The sequence below is a fragment of the Kitasatospora sp. NPDC001527 genome, from assembly GCF_040298605.1.
In the GTDB taxonomy this organism is placed as follows: Bacteria; Actinomycetota; Actinomycetes; order Streptomycetales; family Streptomycetaceae; genus Kitasatospora.
In genome coordinates, this window is the sequence record NZ_JBEPAM010000001.1 from 182,221 (window position 1) to 194,951 (window position 12,731).

General features: G+C 75.8%; 7 protein-coding genes. All 7 read left to right on the top strand.

Annotated features, from left to right (window positions below; translation table 11 throughout):
• Positions 1-103: 103 nt before the first annotated feature.
• The 7 genes from ABT238_RS00855 (at position 104) to leuE (ending at position 12,728) form a co-directional block, all read left to right on the top strand.
• The gene (locus ABT238_RS00855; protein ID WP_350558515.1) at positions 104-544 is read left to right on the top strand and encodes a DUF3592 domain-containing protein; all 441 of its coding nucleotides are present in this window, start codon (positions 104-106) and stop codon (positions 542-544) included.
• Positions 545-914: 370 nt separating this feature from the next.
• On the top strand, positions 915-3,782 hold the full coding sequence (gene topA, locus ABT238_RS00860; RefSeq protein ID WP_350755090.1) for a type I DNA topoisomerase: 2,868 nt from the start codon (positions 915-917) through the stop codon (positions 3,780-3,782).
• A gap of 192 nt (positions 3,783-3,974) precedes the next feature.
• Positions 3,975-7,379: a dTMP kinase gene (gene tmk / locus ABT238_RS00865; protein WP_350755092.1), complete on the top strand. Its 3,405-nt coding sequence runs from the start codon at positions 3,975-3,977 to the stop codon at positions 7,377-7,379.
• A 194-nt stretch (positions 7,380-7,573) separates the two neighbouring features.
• The gene (locus ABT238_RS00870; protein WP_350755224.1) at positions 7,574-8,785 is read left to right on the top strand and encodes a DNA polymerase III subunit delta'; all 1,212 of its coding nucleotides are present in this window, start codon (positions 7,574-7,576) and stop codon (positions 8,783-8,785) included.
• Positions 8,786-9,008: 223 nt separating this feature from the next.
• Complete coding sequence (locus ABT238_RS00875; protein ID WP_350755093.1) at positions 9,009-10,217, top strand: alpha/beta hydrolase; 1,209 nt, start codon at positions 9,009-9,011, stop codon at positions 10,215-10,217.
• 88 nt (positions 10,218-10,305) lie between these two features.
• The gene (locus ABT238_RS00880) at positions 10,306-11,997 is read left to right on the top strand and encodes an alpha/beta hydrolase (RefSeq protein WP_502891382.1); all 1,692 of its coding nucleotides are present in this window, start codon (positions 10,306-10,308) and stop codon (positions 11,995-11,997) included.
• A gap of 68 nt (positions 11,998-12,065) precedes the next feature.
• Positions 12,066-12,728 (top strand): leucine efflux protein LeuE, encoded by a 663-nt coding sequence (gene leuE / locus ABT238_RS00885; protein WP_350558500.1) that lies wholly within the window; start codon positions 12,066-12,068, stop codon positions 12,726-12,728.
• Positions 12,729-12,731 lie beyond the last annotated feature (3 nt).

The window sequence follows — 12,731 nt, forward strand, 5'->3', positions numbered from 1 at the left end:
ACATCCGCCCCTCGTTGGCCGTGGCCTGTGAGGCTCTGTCCACAGGCTGTGGACAGAGCTGGGGGCGGCTGGGGTGGAGACGACGACGGCTACGGCGGGGGGCGTGGTCTTCGCCCTCTTCGGCGGCGCACTCATGCTCTGGTGCGCCGCCGAAGTGCGCCTGCGCCACCGAGTGCGCCGGCGAGGCCGGCCGGCCGTCGCGACCGTGGTCGCCGAGTCCGACGCGCACGGCGAACTCGACAGCGCGCCCCTGCTCTCCTTCGCCACCGAGCCCGTGGCGGTGTCCCCCGGCGTCCCGCTGCCGGCCGTCGAGGCGTGCGAGCTGGTGCTGACCCGGCCACGCGGTCACACCCCGCTGCGCCGCCCGCCCCGGCTCGTCCCCGGGACCTCCGTGCGGATCGCCTACGACCCCCGCCGCCCGGGCCTCGCCGTGCTCGCGCCGGAGGAGACCGGTCCGCGGGCCGTCGTCGCCGACCTGCTGTGGACGGTGCTCGCCCTCGGCTGCCTGGCCGCCGGCGCACTCCTGCTGCTCACCGCCTCCTGACCGGTCCCGCCGCCGCCCGCGGTGGCCGTCCGGCGGCCCCCGCCACCCCCGGCCGCGGCCGGGATCCGGGGGCGGATATTCCGTTGACAGATTTTGAAATCCGTCATTCCATCCTTCGAAACCCGCCGAAGCCCCCCTCCGCAGGGCGCGATCCGTCGCCGTCGGGTTACCGTTCGAGTGGCGTCGGTCGGCCTTGCCGGTGAAATTGCGGGATCCGTCCGTTTGACAAGGGTGGCCGGGGTACGGTCACACTCCGCTGGTGGGGTCGTCGTACAGCGGCAGCCCCGGGACGGTGGAGGGGTCGGGCGGAGCGCAGCCCGTGCTGCCAGCGCCGACCAGCTCACGTAACGACCGGGAGAGAAGAGCGAAGGTGTCCCCGAGCAGCGAGACCGCGCACGGACAGCGACTCGTCATTGTCGAGTCGCCGGCCAAGGCGAAGACGATCAAGGGCTACCTGGGCCCCGGCTACATCGTCGAGGCGAGCGTCGGGCACATTCGCGACCTCCCGAGCACGGCCGCCGAGGTCCCGGACAAGTACACCGGCGAGGTGCGCCGGCTCGGTGTGGACGTGGACCACGACTTCGCCCCGATCTACGTGGTCAACGCGGACAAGAAGTCCCAGGTCAGCAAGTTGAAGTCGCTGCTCGCGGAGTCCGACGAGCTCTTCCTCGCCACCGATGAGGACCGCGAGGGCGAGGCCATCGCGTGGCACCTCCAGCAGGTGCTCAAGCCCAAGGTGCCGGTGCACCGCATGGTGTTCCACGAGATCACCAAGTCGGCCATCCAGGAGGCGGTGGCCAACCCGCGCGAGCTGAACCAGCGTCTGGTCGACGCCCAGGAGACCCGCCGCATCCTCGACCGCCTGTACGGCTTCGAGGTCTCGCCGGTGCTCTGGAAGAAGGTCATGCCGAAGCTGTCGGCCGGCCGCGTTCAGTCGGTCGCGACCCGGCTGGTCGTCGAGCGCGAGCGCGAGCGGATGGCGTTCCGTTCGGCCTCGTACTGGGACCTGGTCGGCACCTTCGGCACCGGCCGCACCCCGGCCGACGCCGCCAACCCGGAGAGCTTCGGCGCCCGGCTGATCGCCGTCGACGGCAAGCGGATCGCCAGCGGCCGCGACTTCGGCCAGGACGGCCGGCTCAAGGCGGGCAGCGCCAACACCCTGCACCTGGACGAGCAGGCCGCCCGCGCGCTGGCCGCCGCCCTGGAGCAGACCGCGTTCTCGGTGCGCGGCGTCGAGTCCAAGCCCTACCGCCGCTCGCCGTACGCGCCGTTCCGCACCACCACGCTCCAGCAGGAGGCCAGCCGCAAGCTGGGCTTCGGCGCCAAGCGGACCATGCAGGTGGCCCAGAAGCTGTACGAGAACGGCTTCATCACCTATATGCGCACCGACTCGACCACGCTGTCGGACACCGCCGTCGCCGCCGCCCGCGCGCAGGTCACCCAGCTGTACGGCGCCGACTACCTGCCGGACGCGCCGCGCACCTACGCCTCCAAGGTGAAGAACGCGCAGGAGGCGCACGAGGCGGTCCGGCCGTCCGGCGACCGCTTCCGCACCCCCGCCGAGACCGGCCTGAGCGGTGACGACTTCAGGCTCTACGAGCTGATCTGGATGCGCACCGTCGCCTCCCAGATGAAGGACGCGGTCGGCCAGTCGGTCACCGTCAAGGTGGGCGGCCGGGCCGCCGACGGCCGGGACGTCGAGTTCTCCGCCTCCGGCAAGATCATCACCTTCCACGGCTTCCTCAAGGCCTACGTCGAGGGCGCCGACGACCCGAACGCCGAGCTGGACGACCGCGAGCGCCGGCTGCCGCAGGTCACCGAGGGCGACCCGCTGGCCGCCGAGCAGATCACCCCCGAGGGCCACGCCACCAAGCCGCCGGCCCGCTACACCGAGGCCTCGCTGGTCAAGGAGCTGGAGGACCGGGAGATCGGCCGCCCCTCCACCTACGCCTCGATCATCGACACCATCATCGGCCGCCGCTACGTCTTCAAGAAGGGGACGGCGCTGGTGCCGTCGTTCCTCTCCTTCGCCGTGGTCAACCTGCTGGAGAAGCACTTCGGCCGGCTGGTCGACTACGACTTCACCGCGAAGATGGAGGACGACCTCGACCGGATCGCGGCCGGCGAGGCGCAGTCCGTGCCGTGGCTGAAGCGCTTCTACTTCGGCGAGGGCGAGGGCACGGCCGCGGGCGGCGCCGCCGAGGCCGGCAACGGCGACGGCGACCACCTGGGCGGCCTGAAGGAACTGGTCACCGACCTCGGCGCGATCGACGCCCGGGAGATCAGCTCGTTCCGGGTCAGCGACGACATCACCCTGCGGGTCGGCCGCTACGGCCCGTACGTGGAGCGCGCCTCCGAGGTCGAGGGCGAGCCCGGCCAGCGCGCCGACATCCCGGAGGAGCTGCCGCCGGACGAGCTGACCGTCGAGCTGGCCGAGGAACTGCTGGCCCGCCCCAGCGGTGACTACGAGCTGGGCCCGGACCCGGTCAGCGGCAACATGCTCGTCGCCAAGGACGGCCGCTACGGCCCGTACGTCACCGAGATCCTGCCCGAGGGCACGCCCAAGACCGGCAAGAACGCCGTCAAGCCGCGCACCGCCTCGCTGTTCAAGACGATGGCGCTGGACACCGTCACGCTGGACGACGCGCTGAAGCTGCTCTCGCTGCCGCGCGTGGTCGGCGTGGACGCGGAAGGCGTGGAGATCACCGCGCAGAACGGCCGCTACGGCCCGTACCTGAAGCGCGGCACCGACTCCCGCTCGCTCACCAGCGAGGACCAGCTGTTCACGGTCACGCTGGAGGAGGCGCTGGCGATCTACGCCCAGCCCAAGCAGCGCGGCCGGGCCGCCGCCGCGCCGCCGCTCAAGGAACTGGGCACCGACCCGGTCAGCGAGCGCCCGGTGGTGGTCAAGGACGGCCGGTTCGGGCCGTACGTGACCGACGGTGAGACCAACGCCACGCTCCGCAAGGACGACGCGGTCGAGACCATCACCCCCGAGCGCGGTTACGAGCTGCTCGCCGAGAAGCGGGCGCGCGGGCCGGTGAAGAAGACGGCGAAGAAGGCCCCGGCGAAGAAGGCGGCGGCCAAGAAGACCGCGACCAAGACCGCCGCCAAGAAGACCACCGCGGCGGCCAAGACGGCGGCGAAGAAGACCACCACCGTGAAGAAGGCCGCCACCAAGACGGCGGCGGCCAAGAAGACCGCGGCGAGCAAGACCACCGCCACCGACGAGGGCTGACCCCCGGTCGGTCGCATCCGGGCCCGTGTCCGCCCCGGCGGCGCGGGCCCGAACCGTTCACCGGTCCGCCCCGGCGGACCCGGGGCCCGGGCGTGACAGGGGCGTACGCGGACCGTCACAACCCGGTGGCGGAGCCCTCCCGGAGCCGCGCTCCCCTCTTTTGCGCCATGCCCCGACCGCTACGCTGACCGTATGACGAGCGAGGAGCAGCCCACCCCCAGCGCCGCGGCGGCCGCCGGCACCGGCACGCCCGACCGGCCGGAGACCGCGCCCGCGGGAACCGCCGGCGAGCGGATCCGGGCGCTGCTGCGGCTGCGCCCCTACCGGCGGCTGTGGACCACCCAGCTGATCGGCGGCACCGCCGACCGGCTCGGTCTGCTGGTGCTGCTCGTGCTCACCGTGATCGCCGCCGTGCTCGGCGGGTCCTTCGGTGACCCGCCGCGCAGCCTGCCGCTCGCCGTCGCCGCCGTCCTCGCCACCCGGTTGGCCGCCACCGGGCTGGTCGGCGCCGCGCTGCTCGGCCCGGTGCACGGACTGCTCAGCGGGAAGCTCGACCGGCGCTGGACGCTGTTCGGCGCCGACGCGGCCCGCGCCGTGCTGATCGGCGTCGCCCCCTGGTGGATCGTCTGGCTGGGCTCCGGCCCGAAGCCCTCCGGGGCCGCGACCTGGGTGCTGCTCGCCACCGTCTTCCTGACCGGCGCCGCCGAACGGGTCTGGGCGATCGCCAAGGCCGCCGCCGTCCCCGCGCTGCTGCCGCCCGCCGACCCGTACGCCGCGGCCGCCGAGCAGCGCCCGTCCGCCGCCAACCTGGCCACCGTGCGGACGCTGGACCACCGCACCGGCTGGGCCACCGTGCCGCTCGGCGCCGCCGCGCTGATCGCGCTCACCCTGCTCAACAACGTCTGCGCGGCGCTCGGCTCGGACTGGCTGCGCGCCCACCAGACCACCTTCGCCGCCCTCGGCGCGGCCGCCCTGTTCGCCGTCTCGGCGGCCCGGGTCCACCTCCAGGAGCTGCCCGGCGGCCCCGTCCGGGTGCCGCCGGTCTCGCCGCTGCGGGGCCTGCGCGCTCCCACCGACGCCGCTCCCGGCCCGGCCCTGGCCAAGGGCCGCACCGGCTGCGCCCCCTACTTCACCTTCGCGGTCTGCGCCGGGTACGCCACGATGGCCGGCGTCGCCGCGCTGGCCCTGCTGACCGCCGCCGAGCACCGCGCCGGGCCGATCGGCTACGGCCTGCTGGTGCTGGCCGCCACCGGCGTGCCCGCGCTCGGCGTCCGGATCACCCGGGCCGTGCTGCCCTCGCTCTCCCGCCGCCGGCTGCTCGCGCTCGCCCTGCTCACCGAGGGCGTCGCGCTGATCCTGGCCGGCCTGGTGCTGGACTTCGTGCTCGTCCTGCTGCTCACCGTGCTGGCCGCGCTGGCCGCCGGCGTGGTGATCTCCACCGGCCGAGCCCTGCTCGCCCAGGAGGTCGAGGAGGTCCGGCTGCCGCAGGTCACCGAGCACCTGCACGCGGTGCTGCGGGCCGTGGTCGGCGCCGCGCTGGTCGGCGTCCCGCTGATCGCCGCCGCCTACGGGGACGTCGAGTACGGCACGGTCGAGCCCGGCTCGTTCACCTTCATCCACGGCGGCGCGGCCCTCGCGATCGCCACCGCCGGACTGCTCACCCTGGTGCTGGCCGCCGTCGTGCTGCTGCGCACCGACGACCGGCGCGGCACCGTGCCGTTCGGCCGGGACCTGGTCGACGCCGTGCGCGGCGCCACCGGCCCCGCCCCGCACCGGGCGGGCACCGGCTTCTTCATCGCCCTGGAGGGCGGCGACGGCGCCGGCAAGTCCACCCAGGCCCAGGCGCTCGCCGAGTGGATCCGCGGCAAGGGCCACGAGGTCGTGCTCACCCGCGAGCCCGGCGGCAGCCCGGTCGGCCAGCGGCTGCGCGGCCTCGTCCTGGACGTCGGCAACACCGGCCTCTCGCACCGCGCCGAGGCCCTGATCTACGCGGCCGACCGGGCCGAGCACGTCGAGAACGTGATCCGTCCGGCGCTGGCCCGCGGCGCGGTGGTCATCACTGACCGGTACATGGACTCGTCGATCGCCTACCAGGGCGCCGGCCGCGACCTGGCCGCCACCGAGGTCGCCCGGATCTCGCGCTGGGCGACCGGCGGGCTGCTGCCCGACCTGACCGTCGTCCTGGACGTCGACCCGACCCGGGCCCGCGAGCGGTTCACCGAGGCGCTGGACCGGCTGGAGTCCGAGCCGACCGAGTTCCACCAGCGGGTGCGCTCCGGCTTCCTGGCGCTCGCCGCCGCCGATCCGGCGCGCTACCTGGTCGTCGACGGCAGCCAGGCCCCCGGTGTCGTCACCACCGCGATCCGCCACCGGCTCGACCGCGAGCTGCCGCTCTCCGAGCAGGAGAAGGCCGCCCGCGCCGAGCAGGAGCGGAAGGCGGCCGAGGAGGCGCGGCGCCGGGCCGAGGAGGAGGCCCGCAAGCGCGCCGAGGAGGAGGCCGCCGAGCGCAAGCGCCAGGAGGTGCTGGCGCAGCTGCGGGCCGAGCAGGCGGAGAAGGAGCGGCTGGCCAAGGAGGAGGCCGAGCGGGTCGCCGCCGAGGCCGCGCGCAAGGCCGCCGAGGAGGCGCGGAAGAAGGCCGAGGAGGAGGCCCGCAAGCGCGCCGAGGAGGAGGCGAAGCGGCGCGCCGAGGAGGAGGTCCGCCGGGCCGCCGAGGAGGCCGAGCGCAAGCGGCTGGCGGAGGAGGAGGCCGCCCGGGCGGAGCTCCAGCGGCAGCGTGAGCTGGCCCGCGAGGAGCAGCGCCGCCGGGCGGAGGAGGCGCTGCAGCGGGCCGAGGAGGCCCGGCTGGCGCAGGCGGCCGCGCTCGCGGCGGCTGCTGCCGAGGCGGCCGAGGCGGCGGAGCGCGCGGGTGCGTCCGGTGCCACCGGTGCCGGTGCCGGCGCGGGCTCGCCGGACGACGCGGCGACCACCGAGCTGCGGGCGGTGCGGGACACCGGCCCGGCGGGCGGCGGTGACGAGGCGACCCAGGAGCTCGCGCTGCGCGGCCCGGGCGCCGGCCCCGGTTCCGCCGGTGCGGCGGACCTCACGGCGACGGCGAAGCTGCCGGTCGTGCCCGGCACGCCGGCGGAGCGGACCGGCGCGGCGGCGGACGAGACGGCCGTGCTGCCCAGGATCCCGGCGGAGGACGCCGACCGGACGGCGGTGCTGCCCCGGATCGAGCCGGACGCGCCCGTGGACCGGACGCCCCCGCACCTGTGGCGCGACGAGCGGCCGGGCACCGGGGCCCGCCCGGCGGCCCGCCCTGCGGAGCGTCCGGCCGAGCGTCCGGTGGACAGCACCCGCGAGATGCCGGTGATCGACCCGCAGCAGCCGCCCGCCGCCGAGCCCCGGCCGAGGCCGGACTGGGCGGAGGAGACCCCGATGGACGACCTGCCGAGCCTCACCGACACCCTGCTCGGCTCCCGTGAGGAGTGGGACCGCTGGGGACCGGAGGACCGGCCCGCCGGTGGCAACGGCGGCAACGGCGGTCGCGGCGGCGCTCCGGACCAGAGCGAGGACGGCGGCAAGGGCAAGGGCCGCCGCTGGGGCCGCCGGAGCTGATCGGCCGCAGGGCGACGAGGGGCCCGTCCGGCCGGGCGCAGCTGTCGCGACGGGCCCGGTGGTGTCGTGGCGGCCACGTATGCTCGACGGCGGGAACGGGAGAGCCGGCCGGGCCGGTACGCCCGACGGGTCCCGCATCCCGCCTCCGCCCGTACGGGCGGGGCGGCAGGTCCGTAGCGAGCTTGGGAGCAGCAGTGGCCGTCTGGGACGACCTGGTGGGCCAGGATCGGGTGGTCGAGCAGCTGACCGCCGCCGCCCGGGCGGCCGGGGCGATCATCGGCGCCGGGCGCGGCGCCGAGCCGGCGGCGGGCGCCAACGCCTCGCTGATGACCCACGCCTGGCTGTTCACCGGTCCGCCCGGAGCCGGCCAGACCACCGCCGCCCGGGCCTTCGCCGCCGCGCTCCAGTGCACCAGCCCCGACCTCGCGCTCGGCGGCACGCCCGGCTGCGGCTTCTGCGACGGCTGCCACACCGTCCTCGCGGGCAGCCACGCCGACGTGAAGTACGTGCGCACCGACGGCCTGTCCATCGGCGTCGGCGACATGCGCGACCTCGTCCTGCGCGCCTCCAGCTACCCCACCGGCGGCCGCTGGTCGGTGATCCTGGTCGACGCCGCCCACCGGCTCACCGAGGCCGCCGCCAACGCGCTGCTCAAGGGCGTGGAGGAACCGTCCCCGCGCACCGTCTGGCTGCTGTGCGCCCCCTCGGTGCAGGACGTGCTGCCGACCATCCGCTCCCGCTGCCGCCTGCTGGTGCTGCGCACCCCGGCCGCCGACGCGGTCGCCGACATGCTGGTGCGCCGCGACGGCGTCGAGCCGCACACCGCCCGGCTCGCCGCGCTGGCCGGCCAGGGCGACGTCGAGCGCGCGCGCCGACTGGCGGTCGACGAGCAGGCCCGGACCCGCCGCACCGACGTGCTGCGCATCCCGCTGGAGGTCGGCGACATCGGCGGCTGCCTGGCCGCCGCCCAGCGTCTGGTCGACACCGCCAAGGCCGACGCCGAGGCGCTCGCCGAGACCCAGGACACCAAGGAGACCGACGACCTCAGGGCCGCGTACGGCGCGGCCGAGGGCACCAAGGCGCCGCGCGGCATGGCCGGAGCGGTCAAGGAACTGGAGAAGCGGCAGAAGAGCCGGGCCACCCGGACCCGCCGGGAGACCCTCGGCGTCGCCCTGCTCGACCTGCTCGGCTTCTACCGGGACGTGCTCGCGCTCCAGCTCGGCTCGACCGGCGCGCTGGCCAACGAGGACCAGCGGCAGGCGCTGGACCGGGTCGCCCAGGCCGGTCCGCCGGAGTCCACGCTGCGCCGGATCGAGGCGGTGCTCGCCTGCCGGCAGGCGCTGGACCGCAACGTCGACCCGCTGCTCGCCGTCGAGGCGATGACGGTGGCGCTGCGCGCGGGCTGAGCCGCGCGGGCGGTGCGCCGAGGGGCGCTGGCCCGGCCCCCGCCCGCATGTGGCCGTCCCACCTTCGAGTGAACGTGCGTTACGCGCCGGGCACACGCGTGTGCGAGCCCCGGATCGTCTTGCACGCTGGGGCCGACAGCGCCCCACCGCTTCGGGGCCGTCGCGTCCCGTACGGTGCCGGGCCCGCACGGTCGGCCGGCCCTCCTGCGAGGTGGTGCGTCCCATGGTCCGTTCGCTCCTGATCATCCCGCTGCTGGCCGCCGCCGGGGGCGGCGTCTGGTTGGCACGCGGCGCGTTGCTGCGCTGGCGCGACCTGAGGGCCGCTGAGACGTACGAGCTGGCCGGGGAGCAGCGGCCGATGCTGCTGCGGGCGGCCGGGGCGATGGTCTGCGGGGTCTGCGTCACCGTGCTGACCCTGCTCACGGCGCTGGGCACGTTCGGCGCGCTGAGCGGCGGCGGGGCGGACGCGTCGATCGGGTCGGCCGGGTCGCTCCCGGACGGGTTCGACGACCGGTTCGGCGACCGGTTCGACGACCGGTTCGACGACGGGCAGGCCGGTGCGGGCGGGGGCCGGCAGGCCGCTCCGCCGGTCGACCCCGCCGCGGCCCCCGCGGCGGGGGCCGCCCCGGCCGCCGTGCCGGCCGTGCCGACGCCGTCACCGGTGCCGGTGGTCAGCCGGTTCGACAGCGTCGGCCACCCGGGCGGCGGCGAGCTGCTGCAGTCCGCCGTGCCCGGTCCGGACGGCCATCCGCGCAACGTCCGGGTCTGGCTGCCGGCCCAGTACGCCAAGGACCCGAACGCCCGCTTCCCGGTCGTCGTGATGCAGGCCGCCACCCCCCGGAAGACCGCCGACGCCGAGGTGCCGGACGTCTTCGAGGGCTTGGCCTCCGCCGTGCAGAGCGCCAAGGGCAAGCCGTTCATCCTGGTCGCCCCCGAGGCCCCGAACGGCACCGCCCACCCCTGCGAGCTGGTCGCCGCCGCCCCGATGGCTGTCGCCGACGACGCCGCGCTGCGCACCACCATCGCGGCCACCTTCCGCACCCTGCCGCCCGGTCCGGCGGGCTGGGGCACGCTCGGCGTCGAGGACGGCGCGCCCTGCGCCGCGGCCGCTGGCCTCGCCCGCCCCGATCTGTACGGCGCGGCGGCGGCCGTCTCCGGCCGGTACGACGCGGCCGCGCTCGCCCGCACCGGTGCCGAGGCGCCCGCGACCGGGACCCCGAGGCTGCTGCTCGCCGCCGGCAAGGCCGACACCGCCGGGCTGGACGCCGCCCGCAAGCTGCAGGCGGCGCTGCGCGGCGGCACCGGCGCGGCCGCCCGCGCGGAGGTGCGGATCTCCGACAACGCGACGGACTACTCGGCGGAGCGGATCCGGCTGCGGCTGGTCCGGCAGGCGGCGCAGTTCCTCGGCGAGGCGCTCGGCAAGGCGTCCTGAGGCCGTCGGCGCGCGGCACTACGCTTCCGGTACCGGTACCCCGGGTGGCAGTGGGGCCACCGGGAGTGAACGGCTGAGGGGATGCCAGATGCGGGCCGACAGGCGGCAGGACGCACCGGCGCGGTTGGGCGCGGGGCGCGGGCGGCGTGGCGGGCGGGTGGCGGCGGCCGCGTGGGCGGCGGCCGCCGGGCTGCTCGTGGGCGGCTGCTCGGCCGCCACGCCGTCGGGCCCCCCGTCCCTGTCCGCGTCCCCGTCCGCGGCTGCATCCGGGGCCGGGGCGGCGCCTGGGGCGGCGTCCGGTCCGGCGGTCACCCCGTTGGAGTCGCTGCCCGCCGCCGTGCCGCCCGGGCTCGCGCCCTACTACGGGCAGCGGCTCGCCTGGCAGCCCTGCGACGACGGCTACGAGTGCACCACCTTCCGGGTGCCGCTGGACTACGAGCACCCGGCGGACGGCGACCTCACCCTGGCCGCCGTCCGCGCCCCGGCCGTCCCCACCGGGGCCGCGGGCTCCGAGGGATCCGGTGGATCCGACGGCCGCCTCGGCTCCCTGCTGCTCAACCCCGGCGGCCCCGGCGGCTCGGCCGTCGAGTACGTCGAGGGCGCGGCCCGCGCGTACGACCCCGCGGTGCGCGCCCGGTACGACCTGGTCGGCCTGGACCCGCGCGGAGTCGGCCGCAGTTCCCCGGTCACCTGCCTGAGCGGCGAGCGGATGGACGCGTACACCGCCGTCGACATCACCCCCGACGACCGGGCCGAGGTCGACGCCCTGGTGGCCGCCGCCAAGGAGTTCGCCGAGGGCTGCCGCGAGCGTTCCGGCGCCCGGCTCGGCCACCTGAGCACCGTCGAGGCGGCACGCGACCTGGACGTGCTGCGCGCCCTGCTCGGCGACGAGCGGCTCAACTACGTCGGCAAGTCCTACGGCACCTTCCTCGGCGCGACCTACGCGGGCCTGTTCCCCGGCCGCGCCGGCCGGATGGTGCTCGACGGCGCGATGGACCCGTCGCTCGACTCGCTGGCCGGCAACCGCACCCAGGCGGGCGGCTTCGAGACCGCCTGGACCGCCTTCGCCCGGGACTGCGCCACCCACGAGGACTGCCCGCTCGGCCGCACCGAGCAGCAGGTGGGCGAGCAGCTCACCGCCCTGTTCGCGGCGGTCGACGCGAAGCCCCTGCCCACCACCGACGGCGCCCGCCGGCTGACCGAGGCGCAGGCGACCACCGGCGTCATCCAGGCCATGTACGCGGACTTCCTCTGGCCCCGGCTGCGCACCGCGCTCGCCGACGCCCGGGCCGGCGACGGCACCGGCCTGCTCGGGCTCTCCGACGACTACTACGGCCGTGGGCCGGACGGCTCCTACCCCAACCTGATGTCCGCCAACATGGCGGTGAACTGCCTCGACCTGCCCGCGCCGTTCACGGGCCCCGACGACGCCGCGCGGGCGGTGCCGGAGTTCGAGCGGACCTCGCCCCGGTTCGGCCGGGACATGGCCTGGATGGCGCTGACCTGCACCTACTGGCCGGTGCGGGCCACCGGCACGCCGCACACCGTCCGGGCCGCCGGAGCCACCCCGATCGTGGTCGTCGGCACCACCCGGGACCCGGCCACCCCGTACGCGTGGGCGCAGGCACTGGCCGGGCAGCTGGAGTCCGGCCGGCTGCTGACGTACGACGGGGACGGCCACACCGCGTACGGCCGCCACGACGCCTGCGTGGACGGCGCGGTCAACCGCTACCTGCTGGCCGGCGAGGCACCGGAGAACGGGAAGCGCTGCGGGCACTGAGCAGGCACCCGGTACGACGTTAGGATGAGCGCCCCCTCATCGCTCTCCAGCCCCCACCGGAGCCCACCGTGCTCGGAGTCAACGACCTGGCGACCTACGTCCTCGGCGCCCTCGTCATCGTCCTCCTCCCCGGCCCCAACTCCCTCTACGTGCTGTCCGTCGCCGCCCGCAAGGGCGTCCGCACCGGCTACCGCGCCGCCGCCGGCGTCTTTGTCGGCGACTTCACGCTCATCAGCCTGACCGCCCTGGGCGCCGCCTCCCTCCTGGAGGCCAACCCGGCGGTCTTCGCGGTGGTGAAGTTCGGCGGCGCCGCCTACCTGCTCTGGATCGGCATCGGCATGCTGCGGGCCGCCCGCCAGCTCTGGCGCGAACACCGCGCCGGCGCCGAGGCCCTCGCCGCGGCGGCCGCCGCCGACCCCGCCGAGTCCACCGAACGCCCGTTCCGCCGCGCCCTGGTGATCAGCCTGCTGAACCCCAAGGCCATACTTTTCCTCTTGTCCTTCTTCACCCAGTTCGTGGACCCCTCCTACGGCAGCCCGGTACTCTCCTTCGCCCTCCTCGGCGGCATCCTGCAGACCTTCAGCTTCCTCTACCTCTCCCTGCTGATCTTCGCGGGCACCTCCCTCGCCTCCGCCTTCCGCCGCCGCAAGCGCCTCTCCGCCGGCCTCACCAGCGGCGTCGCCGCCCTCTTCGCCGGCTTCGCCGCCAAGCTCGCCGTCTCCTCCGCCTGACCC